The sequence below is a fragment of the Limnobacter parvus genome (genome assembly GCF_024623725.1).
Taxonomy (GTDB): domain Bacteria; phylum Pseudomonadota; class Gammaproteobacteria; order Burkholderiales; family Burkholderiaceae_B; genus Limnobacter; species Limnobacter parvus.
In genome coordinates this window covers 80875-95886 of the sequence record NZ_JANKHG010000018.1, presented here as the reverse complement: position 1 = coordinate 95886, position 15012 = coordinate 80875, and the positions used below count along the sequence as shown (strand labels likewise).

The window sequence follows — 15012 nt, the reverse complement described above, 5'->3', positions numbered from 1 at the left end:
TCTTGCTTATTTCCCTGTACGGTTTTCTATGTTCTTGCGCATTGTTGCGGTTATTTTTCCAGTGTTTGCGGTGGTGGCTCTGGGCTATTGGTATGGCCGGGTGAAAAAGCCGGACATGCGCTTTGCCAATCAGTTGAACATGGAAATTTTTGTGCCTGCACTGGTGTTTTCAGCGCTGGCCAGCAAGTCGTTTGACATTGAAACTTACTGGCTGCTGGCAGTGGGTGGCGCAATCATTGTGCTGGGCTCAGGCCTGCTTGCATGGCCAATTGGCCGTTATTTGGGCATCGACAGCCGAATTTTTGTGCCCCCCATGATGTTCAACAATTCCGGCAACATGGGCCTGCCATTGGCCATTTTGGCTTTCGGTGAACATGCCTTGCCTGCTGCGGTGATGTTGTTTTTGGTCAGCAACACGCTGCATTATTCCTTGGGCACCTGGATGATGAGCCCCAACGCCCGAATCCTGATGCTGTGGAAAGAACCTGTGATTGCAGCATCGATTGCCGGTTTGCTGGTGAGCATGCTGAATATTCAGGTGTGGGAACCCTTGTATTTCGCCATCGACATGATCGGTGACGTGTCCATTCCTTTGTTGCTGTTTTCGTTGGGTGTAAGGCTTACACAGGCCGATTTTTCTGATGTGAAACTGGGTGTGATCGGTGGAGTGTTGTGTCCGCTGACAGGTTTGATATTCGCTGCACTGTGTGTGTGGCTGTTGCCCTTGACCCCCGAACACGCCGCCATGCTGATTGTGTTTGGTGCCTTGCCACCCGCGGTGCTTAGCTTTGTGTTTGCTGAGAAGTATGGCTTGCAGCCGCAGCGCGTGGCTTCACTGGTCATGATGGGCAACTTGATGAGCCTGATTTTCGTGCCCTTGGCTTTGTATTGGGTTTTATGACCCGTCAAGCGCGCCGGGCATGCTAACCCACACGCGTTGTGCTTTCGGAAGGCGCAGCGTGGCGCTGCTTAAAAGTTCAGGGTATTGGGCCAGGTCAATGACCAGTCGTTCACTGCGCGGTGCACTGTAAACATGCCCCAAGGTGGGGCCGGTGCGCATGCCCAAGGCGGTGAATTCCGGTGTGTTTATCCACAAACCTGATGGCAATGTAGCCAAGGTGTTGTAAATGTCATCGGATTCTTTGGAGGCATGCAGCCCCACTTGCACCTGAATGACTGGGCCAAAAGGTGAGCGTTGAATTGGTTTTACTGTTTGCAGCTTGCTGTTCAGTTGCAAAGGTGGCAGGGCGCTGTTCAATGCAATGTGAATGGTGTTGCCCCGCAGCTTCACAGCAGCCTCGTCGATTTTGATCAGGCTTTCCAGTTCCAGGCCCACATACTCAATAATTGGCAGCATCGACATGCCGAACATGTGCACTTGGGTGGGCGTGAATTCAAGGTGCAGTTGATCACTTGAAACCAGCAATTCGCCACGAAGGGTGGCGGGCAGCCAAAGCAAAGGGATCCCTAAAATTTGGGGCTTCACCTGCAATGCCAATTCAATGTGCGGTTCACCGATGGTGCTTTTCACTTTGCGAATCGGGCTACCCGAGTAGTTGAACAGGGCCTTGTTCATCATGATGTTCAAGGCGTTTTCGCTTAGCAGGATTTGGCCCGCATGCACGTTTTGGGGCGCAGTGGGCAGTTGCCCCAGGTCGGTGGCGTTGGTGCTGGCAAGCAAGTTTTCAACGCGCAGCTCGATCCCTTCCTTGGACAGCAATGTGGCCTCGCGCACAGCCAGGGTCACAGTTTGTGGTTTGGTCTGTGCATTCAAAAATCCATCCAGTTCAGCGATGGCTTGCTCGCCCTTGCTTAACAATGCAGTTTCACTTTCTGAAAGCGTGCCTTCCTGTGCACTGATCCAGATTGCACCATCGGTGCGCAGTTGAACGGTGCTTGTTGTAATCAGCCTGTTTAAGTTGTTCAAGGCTATCGGCAAAAAACCATTGGACACCCCTGTGACCAAGGCGGGCTGACCCGACAACACCATGCCGGCCGCGCGAAGTGTGCCGCCCTCGGTGTACACAAAACTGCCAGGACAAGACGTGCTGCAAAAAAACGGGGGTGCTTGTTCTGTGCTTCCAAATTGAACGGATACTTCGCCATCGCCAAGCTGCAGCGCGTTCAATTCAAAATCGATTCGCGGCGCTTGAAGAACCTGATCAAGATTAAGCACCATGGCTTGGCCTTGCAAGGCGACTGCTTTTGATTTCATATTGATCAAAGACTGCAACTGAATGTTCGTAGCAAGCAAGGCTTGGTACACCGGCAAGCCCGCCACTTTCAGTGTGCTGGGCGTTAGCGTAATTTGACGGTGATTTTTAACAGTGGGTTTGCCTTCCATGGTGAAAGGAATCCACAAGCCCAAGCGGCGAATGTCGCCGGCAATTCGTATTGCTTCGGGGGTGGTTTCCACGCGGGTAATTCGCAGCGGCGCATCGCTGGCTTGCAGTTCAGCCTGCACCAGTGTTTGCAGCACGGCATCGGCGATCTGCAGGCGTGCGTAACTTACTTCAACTTCAAAAGCAGAAAAGATGTCCAGCGAAACGGATTGGCCTGCGCCAGTAGGGCGAAGCAGGCCGTGCAATTGATCCACCTTGAATTCAATATTGTCGGCCAGTGAAAGCTGGCTGTTGCGCACCTGCACCAGCGCATGTTCGCCAGTGCTGGCTGCCCGGGGCAGGCTGCTACGCCAGTCTTGAACAGTTTCAAGTGCACTGCTGGCTGCGTTGTTAGTGGTTGCGTCGGCTACCGCCAAGGCCGCAGGCAGCAAGAAAAACACCAAGGGCATGGCCAGTGTGGCTAACAACGAAAACCGATTTTTCATCCTGAACCGCGAAAGTAAACTTGGATTGAAGTGTAGCGGTGTGGTGGTGTTTTGCCTTGAGTTTGACCTCTAGGGCGTGTCACTTCGGTTTGTAGCCCCAAACTTCATTCAGGCGATTTTCGCGGCCACATGTTGTTTTGTAGAACTGGTAGCGCATGGGGTTGGTTCGGTAAAAGTCCTGGTGATATTCCTCAGCCATGTAGAAAGTTTTGGCTGCTTCCACTGTGGTGTAAATTGTTTTGAATTTGCCAGTGTCCAACAATTCTTCTTTGCTTTTTTGGGCTTGCTGGTGCTGTTGCGCATTCAGGTAAAAAATAGCCGAACGGTATTGTTCACCCACATCGCAAAATTGCCGGTTTTCCACAGTGGGGTCGATGTTGGTCCAAAAGTACTTCAACAAACTGCTGTAGCTGACTTGCGCGGGGTCGTACTTCACTCGAATCACTTCGACATGCCCGGTTTTTCCGCTGCTGACCTGTTCGTAGGTGGGGGAAGGCACACGCCCGCCTGTGTAGCCGGAGTCAACTGCTTTCACACCTTTGACTTTCTCGAACGCCTCTTCCATGCACCAGAAGCAGCCCCCTGCAAATATGGCTTCTTCAAGCTGCTGAGCCTGTGCCATGGGAAGCAGGCCTGTGAGCCCCAACAACAAGACCGCTGTGTTTCGGCGCCAAACTCCCCAAGCCATGTGTGTACTCCTTGTGCAACTTTCAAACTGATTGTGGTGTAAACCACGCTTTTGCTTTCAATCAGACCGGCTTTTTGAAATAATGTTCACCCCTTGCCCGAAAAGATCAGTGAAATCATGAGTTTGTTGCCACACGAGTTGGAATTGCTAGCCCCCGCACGCGACGTTGAAATTGGTCGCCAAGCGATTCTGCATGGCGCAGACGCAGTGTACTTGGGTGGGCCCGTGTTTGGCGCACGCGCCAATGCCGCCAATTCAGTGGCTGACATTGCCGGGCTGGTGGAATTTGCCCACCGCTACCATGCGCGCATTTTCACGACAATCAACACGATTCTTCACGATGCCGAACTAGAGGAAGCCCGCAAGCTGGTGTGGCAACTTTATGACGCGGGTGTGGACGCGCTGATTATTCAAGACATGGGTCTGCTGGAAATGGACCTGCCGCCCATTCAGCTGCATGCCAGTACGCAGTGCGACATTCGCACCGTGGAAAAAGCAAAGTTTTTGGCCGACAGCGGGTTTTCACAGCTGGTGCTGGCGCGTGAGCTGACAGTTGAGGAAATTGCAGCAGTGCATGGCGCGGTGGGCAATTCAGCCACCATTGAATACTTTATTCATGGTGCGCTGTGCGTGGCATTTTCCGGGCAGTGTTACATCAGCCATGCGGAAACCGGGCGCAGCGCCAACCGGGGCGATTGTTCGCAGGCTTGCCGCTTGCCTTACACGCTGACTGACCAAAGCGGCGCAGTGGTGGCTTTTGACAAACATTTGTTGTCCATGAAAGACAACAACCAAAGTGGCAATCTTGAACATCTGATTGATGCCGGTGTGCGTTCGTTCAAAATTGAAGGCCGCTACAAAGACATGGCCTATGTAAAAAACATCACGGCGCATTACCGGATATTGCTGGATGAGATCATGGAGCAGCGCGGCGAATTCACCCGTGCGTCCAGCGGCACCACTCGCCATTATTTCAGGCCCGACCCGGACCGTAACTTTCACCGTGGTTCAACCGATTATTTTGCCAGTGGCCGGCAAATTGACATTGGCGCTTTTGATTCTCCAAAATTTATCGGCCAACCGGTGGGCCATGTGGTGGCGGTGAATGACAAAAGCATCGACATTCAAACCAGCGATGAACTGCACAATGGCGATGGCTTGAACTTCATGCGCAAGCGCGAGGTGGTGGGTTTGCATGTGAACCGCGCTGAAAAGTTGCACAGCAAAGGTGAAGGACAGGCTTTGTACCGTTTGTTTCCCAAAGACCCAATTTCAAGCTACGGTGGTTTGAAAGCAGGCATGCCCATGCACCGCAACCGCGACCACGCCTGGGACATGGCTTTGGCCAAGGAAAGCGCCGAGCGCCGAATTGGCTTGTGGCTAACGCTGACCGAGTGGATGGAGGGCGATGAACTGAAAGGCTTGCAACTGGGCTTGACCGATGAAGACGGTGTTGCCGCAACCGCCCGGGTGGAAATGGCACTTGAACTGGCCAAGCAGGCCGACACCGCCATTGAGAGCATCAAAACCCACTTGGGCAAACTGGGCAGCACCGATTTTTCAGCCTTGGGTTTGAATGTGCACTTAAGCCAACCCTGGTTTGTGCCTGCCAGTACCTTGAATGGCATGCGCCGCGAGGCGATCGAGGCCTTAAATGCCGCCCGTGTGGCCGCCTGGCACCGCCCTGCCCGCAAAGAACCAGTGCAGCCTTACGTGGACTACCCGGAAAAGTCGCTTAGCTTTCTGGCCAACGTTTACAACGACATGGCACGACAGTTTTACAAAAAACACGGTGTGGAAATGATTGCGGCCGCCTATGAGTCGCATGAGGAAGCAGGCGAGGTGCCTGTAATGATCACCAAGCATTGTCTGCGATTTTCGTTTAATTTGTGCCCAAAACAGGCCAAAGGCGTGAAAGGGGTGCAGGGGCAGGTTAAGGCCGAGCCCATGGTGTTGGTCAATGGTGATCAAAAGTACACTTTGAAATTCGATTGCAAACCCTGTGAAATGCACATCATGGGTACAATGCGCAAAGACATTTTCAACAGCCCACCCCCGTCGGTGGTACCCATAACCTTCGTAAAACGCAAGCCAGCGTGAGTTTCGACGAGCATGTGTCCGTGCCGTGATATTCGATTTCATGGGTACGTCAAATTTTTGTCATTTTTTTGTCATAATTCTTGGATATCCTTGTAAATCTGCCGAATTCATCGCTGGATTAAATATCTACCTATATGTCTGATTCCTCTACGATCATTGTCCCGACCAAGCGGGGCGACGCCATATTTGGCCTATTAACCAGCGGTGCATCTTTGTTTACACTGCTGTTGTTGGGCGGAATTATCGCTTCCCTTGTGGTTGCATCATGGCCCACCATCACCGCATTTGGCTTGAGCTTTATCTACACAGCCAACTGGGATCCCCCCGCTGAGCAGTTTGGTGCCTTGGTGCCCATTTACGGCACAATCATTACCTCTTTCATCGCCCTGATAATCGCTGTACCAATCAGCTTTGGTATCGCACTTTTCCTGACCGAATTGGCACCACCATGGCTTCGCCGCCCGCTGGGTACCGCCATCGAATTGTTGGCTGCGGTGCCTTCTATTGTTTACGGCATGTGGGGTTTGCTGGTTTTTGCGCCTATTTTTGCAAAGTACGTGCAGGGACCGCTGGGTGCCACACTCGGCCAAGTGCCAGTAATCGGTGCTCTGTTTTCCGGCCCTCCCATCGGAATTGGTCTGCTGACTGCCGGCGTGGTGTTGGCCATCATGATCATTCCTTACATTGCTGCGGTGATGCGTGACGTGTTTGAAGTAACACCAGTCATGCTGAAAGAAGCGGGTTACGGCATGGGTTGTACCACTTGGGAAGTGATCTGGAAAATTGTGCTTCCTCACACCAAGGTGGGTGTAATCGGCGGCATCATGCTTGGCTTGGGCCGTGCCCTGGGCGAGACCATGGCGGTAACTTTTGTTATCGGCAACACCAATTACCTCAACGACATTTCTTTGTTCTCGCCCGGTAACAGCATTACTTCTGCACTTGCCAATGAATTCGCCGAGGCCGACGCCGGTCTGCATACATCGGCGTTGATGGAGTTGGGTCTGATTCTGTTCCTGATTACTTTTGTAGTGCTGGTCGCTTCAAAGCTGTTGTTGTCCAAGCTATCGAGCAACGGGAGATAAAAGATGAGTAGCATTTACACAGCCGCCGATGGCGCGGCTGAAAACCAGCCTGCAGTAACCGTGGCAGTCGACGAAAAAATGCGCCTGAAAATGCAGGCCAAACGAAAGCTAATGAATTCGTTTGCGCTTGTACTGTCTTTGGCCGCAATGTCTTTCGGTCTGTTTTGGTTAATCTGGATTTTATATACCACAATCACGTTGGGCATCAACGGATTGTCGTTGAGTTTGTTCACTGAAATGACCCCCCCTCCCGGCGTGGAAGGCGGTGGTTTGGCCAACGCCATCGTGGGTACTTTGTTGATGGTGGGTTTTGCCACATTGTTCGGTACGCCATTGGGCATTCTGGCGGGTATTCACCTGGCCGAGTCTCGAAAGGACAGCAAACTCGCAGGCTCCGTCCGGTTCATCAACGACATTTTGTTGTCAGCGCCATCCATTGTGATCGGCCTGTTTGTGTATGCGGTGATGGTTCGAGTGATGGGTCATTTCTCCGCCTGGGCGGGTGTAGTTGCCTTGGCCCTTATCCAGATTCCGATTGTGATCCGCACCACCGAGAACATGCTGCGGCTTGTGCCAGACGCACTGCGTGAAGCCGCATTTGCTTTGGGCACGCCCAAGTGGAAAATGGTGATGTCCATTACCGTGAAGGCAAGTTACGCGGGTATCTTGACTGGAATTTTGTTGTCGGTGGCCCGCATCGCCGGGGAAACCGCGCCATTGCTGTTCACTGCACTGTCGAACCAGTTCTGGAACACCGACATGATGAAGCCCATGGCGAACTTGCCTGTGATGATTTTCAACTTCGCGCTGAGTCCGTTCACCGAATGGCAGGAGTTGGCTTGGGCGGGTGTGTTCCTGATCACGGCCGGTGTTTTGATATTGAACATCATCGCGCGAGCGCTGGTGAAAAACTCCAAATAATTGACTATTGAAGGTCTAGCTATGTCTACTACTGAAGTTGTTGAAAGAACGAAACTGGAAGTCAAAGACTTGAACTTTTACTACGGTGACTTTCATGCATTGAAGTCGGTCAACCTGACAATTCCCGAAAGGAAAGTGACGGCATTTATTGGCCCGTCTGGCTGTGGAAAGTCGACCCTGCTTCGCGTGTTCAACAAGATGTACGCCTTGTATCCAGAGCAGCGCGCCGAAGGCTTGGTATTAATGGATGGTGAAGACCTGATTTCCAGCAAGAAAGACATTGCCTTGATCCGCTCAAAAATCGGCATGGTTTTTCAGAAGCCCACACCGTTTCCCATGTCAATTTTCGAAAACATTGCGTTTGGAGTGCGCTTGTTTGAAAAATTGTCCAAAGGGGAAATGGAGGAGCGCGTTGAATGGGCGCTTTCCAAGGCCGCATTGTGGAAGGAAGTCAAAGAAAAGCTGCACCAGAGCGGAAACAGCTTGTCGGGTGGTCAGCAGCAGCGCTTGTGTATTGCGCGGGGCATCGCCATCAAGCCAGAAATCTTGCTGCTCGATGAGCCCTGTTCGGCGCTGGATCCGATTTCAACGGCCAGCATTGAAGAGTTGATCACTGAACTGAAAGAAGACTACACAGTGGTGATTGTGACCCACAACATGCAGCAGGCTGCCAGGGTTTCTGATTACACCGCTTACATGTATTTGGGTGAGTTGATTGAGTTTGGTGTAACCGATCAAATTTTCTTAAAACCCAAAAAGCAGGAAACCGAAAACTACATCACTGGCCGATTTGGTTAATTGTTGTTGGGGTACGTGAATTCAGCGTGTTAAAAACCACATTTGGGTCGCCGAGTGTGGTTTTTTGACATTTATGTGTCTGCCTTATTTCTGTCATTATTCTGAAACATTGGTGCGGCATGATTGAGGCACTTTAATAAGTGAGGTGAAATATGTTCAACATTAAAACTATTGCGACCGCGATCTCCGCGGGTGCTTTGGCCCTTGGCATGACTTCGGTCAACGCCGCAGAAATTACCGGCGCTGGCGCTTCTTTCCCAGCTCCAATCTATTCCAAGTGGGCTGACGCCTACAACAAGGAAACTGGCAACAAGATGAATTACCAGTCCATCGGTTCCGGCGGTGGTATTCGTCAAATTGATGCAAAAACTGTTGATTTTGGTGCCTCTGACGCACCATTGAAGCCAGAAGACTTGAAGGCCAAAGGCTTGATGCAGTTCCCAACCGTGATTGGTGGTGTGGTTCCAGTGGTGAATATCCCCGGTATTGCCCCAGGCGCGATGAAACTGACTGGTGAAGTTCTGGGCAACATTTACCTTGGCAAAATTGCCAAGTGGAATGACAAGGCAATTGCTGATTTGAACCCAGGAATGAAGCTGCCAGACGCGGACATCGGTGTTGTACGTCGTGCTGATGGTTCAGGCACTACTTTCATTTTCACTAACTACCTGAGCAAAGTAAACGCAGAGTGGAAGAGCACCGTGGGCGAAGGCACAGCAGTGAAGTGGCCAGTGGGCTTGGGTGGTAAGGGCAACGAAGGTGTTTCAGCTTTCGTACAGCGCCTGCCTTTCTCAATCGGTTATGTTGAGTATGCATACGCAAAGCAAAACAAACTGACTCACACTCAGATGAAGAACAAGGACGGTGCTTTCGTTCAGCCGGCTGAAGAGTCATTCAAAGCAGCTTCTGCAAACGCCGACTGGTCCAACAGCTTCTACGAAATCTTGACTGAGCAATCAGGCAAAGAAGCATGGCCAATCACTGGTGCAACGTTCATTCTGTTCCACACTGAACAGCCAAACGCAAAGAAGGCATCTGATGTACTGGACTTCTTTAACTGGGCATACAACAAAGGCGGCAAGATGGCTTCTGACCTGGACTACGTTCCACTGCCAGACGCAACCATCAAGCTGGTTCGTGATGCCTGGAAAAAAGATGTCAAAGCAAAAGATGGCGCAATCGCATTGAAGTAAATTTCAGCCTCGGTTGAAATTTGGAAAGGCCCCTTACGGGGCCTTTTCGCTTTTGGTTTGTCAGCAAAGTTATTATTGAGCGCTGATGTACACAAGGTTACGATATGCTGCGACAAATGACCGATGTGTAATATTTCGCTTTGCGAGTAAGCCTATGACCTTGCCTGATTTCGAACACCTGACCTTGCTGATGTATGTGGTGGCAATCCCTTATTTTTTTGCCGCCATGGCGATTGAAGGTTGGGCAATACGCAGAAAGCCCAAGGGGTTCTATGCAGGCTATGAATTCAAAGACTCGCTGTGTTCGATTGCGATGGGCGCCCTGAAGCTGGTGACCATGGGGCTTAGTGTGTTTTGGGCTTATCCCGTGATGTTGTGGTTGTTTGAATACCGCGTGGTGGACTGGGATATTTCTACGTGGTGGTTTGTGCCATTGTTGTTGGTGGCTGATGATTTTTGCTATTACTGGTACCACCGTGTGGCACATCGCTGCGCCGCATTCTGGGCTGAACATTCCAACCACCACACCAGCGAGCATTACAACCTGAGTACTGCGTTGCGCCAGTCGGTGCTTGGGCCTTTCTACACCTTTGTATTCTGGCTGCCTTTGCCGCTTCTGGGCATGGACCCACTGGTACTGACTTTCGCCCACACGGTGAATTTGCTGTATCAGTATTGGATACACACCGAAACATTGGAGGTGCATGGCTGGTTTGAGAAGGTATTCAACTGCCCGCAACATCACCGGTTGCACCATGCCAAAAACGAGGAATATCACGACTGCAACTACGGCGGCATCTTGATTGTGTGGGACCGCTGGTTCGGTACTTACCGAGAATTCGTTCCGGGTGTGAAGCCTGTGTACGGCACTTTGACTCCCGTGTTAACCACCAACCCGCTGAAGCAGGCAGTGGCAGGATGGGGGCATTTGATTCAGAAAATAAAGGCAACACCCGATTTAAAAAACCGGGTGCTGTGTTTGATCAAGCCGCCGGGTTGGGTGCCTGAGAAGTTGTGACCGATTCGTTTGCGCTAAAGGCCTTGTAAAGCACCAGGGCCAGCAATCCCCCGATGATTTCAAACACCACATAAGCGGGTACGTCGGCAGGTGCAATGCCTGCAAAGCTGTTTGAGAACTGACGACCAAAAGCGGCTGCCGGGTTGGCAAACGATGTTGATGATGTAAACCAATAAGCTGCGCCAATGTAGCAGGCCACCATGCCTGAAACCCGTTCTTGCTTGGCCATCAGAATAACCAGCAACAAGCCGGCTGTGGCTACAATTTCACCTGTCCAAATGCCCCAGCCTGTGCGGGCTTTCTCGGAAAACTGCAGCAATTCCATGTCGAACATTTGATGAACCAGAATGGCACCAAAGAATGCGCCGGCCAATTGAACAGCGACATAAGGAAGAAATTCTGATGCAGCTTGTCGCTTTAATATCACCATGCTTAGCGTAACAACCGGGTTAAAGTGTGCACCGCTAACAGGGCCAAACACTTCAATCAGGATGTACAAACCGAACACCGTTGCAAGCGTGTTGGCGATCAAAGCAACACCGTTGTTGCCTTCAGAAAGGTTCTCAGCCATGACGCCTGAACCGATCACGATTGCGAGCAGTAGCAGGGTGCCGAGAAATTCAGCGCCCAGTCGTTTGGGTAGGGTGTACATGGCTACTTAGCTCCGTGCAATATTGGCCAGTGCTGCATTCAGGTCGGCTGTGTTCATGGTGTCCAATGGCAACTGAATCAGTTGCATCATTTTGAAACCAATGGCCTGGCGTGTCAGTTCGAACGCGCGTGGCTTGTTTTCTTCCAGCTCGTTCGACGGGTCGGGGTAGCCCCAGTGGGTTTTAACCGGGCTGCCCGGCCAGTAAGGGCACTGCTCGGCAGCCGCGCTGTCGCACACCGTAATGACGATATCGATTTTGGGTGCGTCTGCTTCGGTGAATACATCCCAGCTTTTGCTGGTGTACTGGCTGGTGTCAATGCCGATGCTTGCCAAGGCTTGTAAAGCGTACGGGTTCACGCGCCCACTGGGCGCACTGCCCGCGCTGAAGGCTTTGATGTTCTTTCCATACTGCTGTGCCAAGTGGTTCAGCATGCCTTCAGACAGCACACTGCGGGCAGAGTTGTGGGTGCAGAGAATGAGTACGTTGATGCTCATGAAGATACTTTTCCTATTTTTTCGACTTCGTGTTGAATGGCTAGTTTTTCAAGTTTTGCAATGGGCAGTGCCAACATCAGCTCAATGCGCTTGCGAAGTAGCAGGCCGACATTGCGGAATTCCTGAATGATGTGTTCGTGGGTGCCCTCGGCTTTGGCGGGGTCGGGTGCGCCCCAGTGGGCCAAAATGGGTTGACCAGGCCAAATTGGGCAAACTTCGCCAGCTGCCTGATCGCACACGGTGAATACGAAATCCATTTGAGGTGCGGTGGGTAAGGCGAATTCATCCCAGCTTTTGCTGCGCAAGTTGCTGGTGTCCATTTCCCATCGCTGCAAAAGTTCCAGCGTGTGAGGATTCACTCGACCTGCAGGGAAACTGCCTGCAGAGTACGCCTTAAATTGCCCGCGACCCAGTTGGTTCAATATGGCCTCAGCCAGAATTGAGCGTGCAGAATTGCCAGTACAGATGAACAGCACATTAAATGTTTTTTCACTCATGATGAGCCTCGTTGTGTTGTGGTGCGGTAACAGGTGTGCAGCCTTGCCCCTCACAGCAGTTTTCCGTGAGGTAGGAAATAACGTTGTTCATGTGATCAAACTGCGCGCTGTAAATCAGGTTGCGCCCTTCGCGGATGGGCTGAACCAATCCAGCGTTGCTGAGTTCTTTCAAGTGGAACGACATGGTTGCCGCTGGTATGTCGAGTTGATCGCAGAGCTGCCCTGGCGTTAGACCGGCAGGGCCTGTTACCACCAGTGCGCGAAATACACGCAGACGCGAGGCGTGGGACAGTGCGGCGAGGGCTTTGATGATGTCATGTTCTTCCATAATTCGATAATAATGGAAATATCGAATCCAATTGTGAATTTTTTATTAAAATCAGGCGGCTCGAGGGATTTTTTTGTCGGCGCGTTTGCGAACTTTGGGCTCTGGTGCTGTTTCATGTGAATGGCCGCTGAGCCATTCTGCCGATTTGTTCCACACATGTTCCCGAGCTTGACTGCCCAGAATTACGCCCATGTGGCCACCGGGGGCCAGCAAGAACGATTTGTCTTTGGAGGCCACCATAGTCAAACTTTTTTTGGCCATGCTGCCAGGAACCAGATGGTCCGTTTCACCTGCAAACACCAACATATTGGCGGTGATGTTGCCAAGGTCGGAAACTTCATTTCCTATTTTTACCTTGCCGTTGGCCAGTTTGTTGTCCACTGCAAAGCGGATCATGAAGTCGCGTACTACACCGCCCGGGTACAGCATCATGTTGTTCAGGTAATCGGCCGTCGTGGTGTGTTGTTCCACAAAGTCGCGGTCGTTTAAGCGGGTCAGCAGATCCCAATAGGTGGTGATGCTGGCCACAGGCGCGGTGAGCTTGAACCCCAGGCTGACCATCCAGCCAGGTGGGCTGAACAGGGTAGGGTTGATCCGGTCCAGGCGAAATTCACTGTACTTGCGAATGAAGCGGGCCGTAACATTCAAGGTGTTGGACGCAAACGCCATGATGTTTTTGCCATCGCGCAAGTCGATCGGACTTGCCACAGTGAGCAGATTTCGGATGTGCTTGTCGTGACCGTAACCGGCGTACAACAGGCACAAAAGCCCGCCCATGCACCAACCGAACATCGATATTTCTTTGGATTGGCTGTGTTCGCGAACCGCTTGCAGTGCTTGGCCCATCATGGTGTGGCTGTAGTCGAACAGGCCAAGGTGTCCGTCTTTGCGCTCAGGCTTGCCCCAATCCACCAGGTACACACGAAAGCCCGCTTCCACCATGGATTTTACCAGGCTGCGGTCGGGCATCAGATCGAATGTTTCGGTGGTCACGCCCAAGGGTGGCACCATCACCAAAGGCACGGCGTGTTGTTTGGCTGCTTCGCCCTTTGCTGCGGCAGGTGCGTAGTAACGAACCCGCATGGGCAGGTGTTCGGCAATTATTTCGTATTCAGTTTTTCCGGATTGAATCAGGATGTCTTTGCGAAAAAACCAGTCCGCCGCGTTGGTGGCAGTGTTCACAGCCAACTCGTTGATTTTCAGGGCGGTTTTGAATAGTTTTTTCACGGTGTTGCGGTGCAATGTTTGGACTGACGCAGTTTATACGCAGAGCAGGGCGATTCGGATGAGGGTTTACTCTAAATGATGGTTTCTGACCTGAACTTGAAGGCTCCCGCTGCGGCTTCTTGCCAATTCGGCGTGGGTTGCCCATTCCGCACTGAAAACCGCTTGATCCCTTTGTGAATTTATTCTTGCTCACCGAGCTCGGCAAAAGGGCGGGCCGAGTCTCGGTGTCGGCTTGAAGCCGAACGCTACGAATAAAATCAAACGGGGCGGTTTTCTTGAAGTGCGCCCCAAGCAATCCCACTGCCGAGTTGGCTAAACAAACCAGCCGCTGAAATCATCCTTCCATACTCGCCCACATGCCATTCCATATCCGCATGCCCGCTTTGTCCACTTCATCCACAGCACTCAAAAACCGCTCGCGTGCTTGAACATCTACCCATTCAGCTGGCAGAAATGGATCGTACACCACGTGCTTGATGGCAGTACCACCCAGCAGAAACGATTCGCGGGCAGCCACTTCAGGTTCAAGTGCGCCTGAACGTTCCAGCCAGGTGTGCATTTTCTTTTCCAGCTGCGCGTAGTTCTGCTCCAATTCTTTGGGCTTCCAAAGGGTGCGAATGCGCTGGGTTAGCTCAGTGTCAAAATGCTGTGCCACGAACACAGGGGCTTCTTTTTCAAGCCCAAGTTTGTAAAGCCTTGCGCGGACGGATTCAAGCGTGTCTTCAATGTTGTTGGGGCGAATGAACAGGTGTTCATTCAGTGGTTGAAAACCCAACATCAGCAAGGCGCGTGCACGGGCGCGTTGTTGTTTGGCTTCGCTGCGTGAAAGTTTTTCGGCCTGAACCACAATGTAGCTGCCATCCCAGGCGCGAACCCGAGTGCTGCGGGTGCGCCATGCGGCCACGTCATCAGCCAACGTGTGGGCATCGTCAGTTAACTGGTAGAGCGCCCTGCCTGCTGATTCAATAAGCCCCTCGGCAGAAAGCCGCACCAATGCAACCCGGGTGTTGTTCACACTGATGTCGAAGATGGCGCAGGCGGCAATCGCTTGTTTTGCTGACAGGGGGCGACCCTTGGAGGCGAGCAGCAGGTCAAGAATCAGGCTTTTGGCGGTGGGTTTTCGCACGATTTGATTGTTCTTCTAAGCAAAGTTGAAGTGTATGCAAGGCAGGCGCACTGCGCA

General features: G+C 52.0%; 15 protein-coding genes. 7 read left to right on the top strand and 8 right to left on the bottom strand.

Annotated features, from left to right (window positions below; genetic code table 11):
* Positions 1-28 precede the first annotated feature (28 nt).
* A complete protein-coding gene (locus NSP04_RS10875; RefSeq protein WP_257512376.1) occupies positions 29-901 on the top strand; it encodes an AEC family transporter in 873 nt (290 codons plus the stop codon).
* Here NSP04_RS10875 and NSP04_RS10870 read toward each other — a convergent pair.
* Positions 896-2827: a hypothetical protein gene (locus NSP04_RS10870; protein WP_257512375.1), complete on the bottom strand. Its 1932-nt coding sequence runs from the start codon at positions 2825-2827 to the stop codon at positions 896-898. The genes NSP04_RS10875 and NSP04_RS10870 overlap by 6 nt on opposite strands.
* Before the next feature lie 79 nt (positions 2828-2906).
* On the bottom strand, positions 2907-3515 hold the full coding sequence (msrA, locus tag NSP04_RS10865) for a peptide-methionine (S)-S-oxide reductase MsrA (RefSeq protein ID WP_257512374.1): 609 nt from the start codon (positions 3513-3515) through the stop codon (positions 2907-2909).
* Between the two features lie 117 nt (positions 3516-3632).
* On the opposite strand from msrA, the gene NSP04_RS10860 reads away from it, so the two are divergent.
* From NSP04_RS10860 to NSP04_RS10835, 6 genes are all read left to right on the top strand, one after another.
* Positions 3633-5615 carry a peptidase U32 family protein gene (locus NSP04_RS10860; protein ID WP_257512373.1) on the top strand — a complete coding sequence of 661 codons (1983 nt, stop codon included), beginning with the start codon at positions 3633-3635 and terminating at the stop codon, positions 5613-5615.
* 134 nt (positions 5616-5749) lie between these two features.
* Positions 5750-6700, top strand: coding sequence for a phosphate ABC transporter permease PstC (pstC, locus tag NSP04_RS10855; RefSeq protein WP_257512372.1), 951 nt, complete (start codon positions 5750-5752; stop codon positions 6698-6700).
* A gap of 3 nt (positions 6701-6703) precedes the next feature.
* Complete coding sequence (gene pstA / locus NSP04_RS10850) at positions 6704-7621, top strand: phosphate ABC transporter permease PstA (protein WP_257512371.1); 918 nt, start codon at positions 6704-6706, stop codon at positions 7619-7621.
* A gap of 21 nt (positions 7622-7642) precedes the next feature.
* Positions 7643-8419: a phosphate ABC transporter ATP-binding protein PstB gene (gene pstB, locus NSP04_RS10845; protein WP_257512370.1), complete on the top strand. Its 777-nt coding sequence runs from the start codon at positions 7643-7645 to the stop codon at positions 8417-8419.
* 161 nt (positions 8420-8580) lie between these two features.
* The gene (gene pstS, locus NSP04_RS10840; protein WP_257512695.1) at positions 8581-9612 is read left to right on the top strand and encodes a phosphate ABC transporter substrate-binding protein PstS; all 1032 of its coding nucleotides are present in this window, start codon (positions 8581-8583) and stop codon (positions 9610-9612) included.
* A gap of 154 nt (positions 9613-9766) precedes the next feature.
* The gene (locus tag NSP04_RS10835; protein ID WP_257512369.1) at positions 9767-10630 is read left to right on the top strand and encodes a sterol desaturase family protein; all 864 of its coding nucleotides are present in this window, start codon (positions 9767-9769) and stop codon (positions 10628-10630) included.
* On the opposite strand, the gene NSP04_RS10830 is transcribed toward NSP04_RS10835, so the two are convergent.
* The 6 genes from NSP04_RS10830 to NSP04_RS10805 form a co-directional block, all read right to left on the bottom strand.
* The gene (locus tag NSP04_RS10830; RefSeq protein WP_257512368.1) at positions 10596-11282 is read right to left on the bottom strand and encodes an MIP/aquaporin family protein; all 687 of its coding nucleotides are present in this window, start codon (positions 11280-11282) and stop codon (positions 10596-10598) included. The two genes, NSP04_RS10835 and NSP04_RS10830, sit on opposite strands and share 35 nt — an antisense overlap.
* A 6-nt stretch (positions 11283-11288) precedes the next feature.
* Positions 11289-11777, bottom strand: a complete 489-nt coding sequence (locus NSP04_RS10825) for an arsenate reductase ArsC (RefSeq protein WP_257512367.1) — start codon at positions 11775-11777, stop codon at positions 11289-11291.
* The gene (locus NSP04_RS10820) at positions 11774-12274 is read right to left on the bottom strand and encodes an arsenate reductase ArsC (protein ID WP_257512366.1); all 501 of its coding nucleotides are present in this window, start codon (positions 12272-12274) and stop codon (positions 11774-11776) included. The genes NSP04_RS10825 and NSP04_RS10820 overlap by 4 nt, the downstream gene beginning before the upstream one ends.
* Positions 12267-12602: an ArsR/SmtB family transcription factor gene (locus NSP04_RS10815; RefSeq protein ID WP_257512365.1), complete on the bottom strand. Its 336-nt coding sequence runs from the start codon at positions 12600-12602 to the stop codon at positions 12267-12269. The genes NSP04_RS10820 and NSP04_RS10815 overlap by 8 nt, the downstream gene beginning before the upstream one ends.
* Before the next feature lie 51 nt (positions 12603-12653).
* Positions 12654-13829, bottom strand: coding sequence for an alpha/beta fold hydrolase (locus tag NSP04_RS10810; protein ID WP_257512364.1), 1176 nt, complete (start codon positions 13827-13829; stop codon positions 12654-12656).
* 334 nt (positions 13830-14163) lie between these two features.
* Entirely contained in the window at positions 14164-14955 is a 792-nt protein-coding gene (locus tag NSP04_RS10805; RefSeq protein ID WP_257512363.1) for a PaaX family transcriptional regulator C-terminal domain-containing protein, read from the bottom strand.
* Positions 14956-15012 lie beyond the last annotated feature (57 nt).

Coding starts and splice junctions, on each gene's coding strand:
- NSP04_RS10875 (WP_257512376.1), top strand. CDS start 29: ATGTTCTTGCGCATTGTTGCGGTTATTTTTCCAGTGTTTGCGGTGGTG.
- NSP04_RS10870 (WP_257512375.1), bottom strand. CDS start 2,827: ATGAAAAATCGGTTTTCGTTGTTAGCCACACTGGCCATGCCCTTGGTG.
- msrA (WP_257512374.1), bottom strand. CDS start 3,515: ATGGCTTGGGGAGTTTGGCGCCGAAACACAGCGGTCTTGTTGTTGGGG.
- NSP04_RS10860 (WP_257512373.1), top strand. CDS start 3,633: ATGAGTTTGTTGCCACACGAGTTGGAATTGCTAGCCCCCGCACGCGAC.
- pstC (WP_257512372.1), top strand. CDS start 5,750: ATGTCTGATTCCTCTACGATCATTGTCCCGACCAAGCGGGGCGACGCC.
- pstA (WP_257512371.1), top strand. CDS start 6,704: ATGAGTAGCATTTACACAGCCGCCGATGGCGCGGCTGAAAACCAGCCT.
- pstB (WP_257512370.1), top strand. CDS start 7,643: ATGTCTACTACTGAAGTTGTTGAAAGAACGAAACTGGAAGTCAAAGAC.
- NSP04_RS10835 (WP_257512369.1), top strand. CDS start 9,767: ATGACCTTGCCTGATTTCGAACACCTGACCTTGCTGATGTATGTGGTG.
- NSP04_RS10830 (WP_257512368.1), bottom strand. CDS start 11,282: ATGTACACCCTACCCAAACGACTGGGCGCTGAATTTCTCGGCACCCTG.
- NSP04_RS10825 (WP_257512367.1), bottom strand. CDS start 11,777: ATGAGCATCAACGTACTCATTCTCTGCACCCACAACTCTGCCCGCAGT.
- NSP04_RS10820 (WP_257512366.1), bottom strand. CDS start 12,274: ATGAGTGAAAAAACATTTAATGTGCTGTTCATCTGTACTGGCAATTCT.
- NSP04_RS10815 (WP_257512365.1), bottom strand. CDS start 12,602: ATGGAAGAACATGACATCATCAAAGCCCTCGCCGCACTGTCCCACGCC.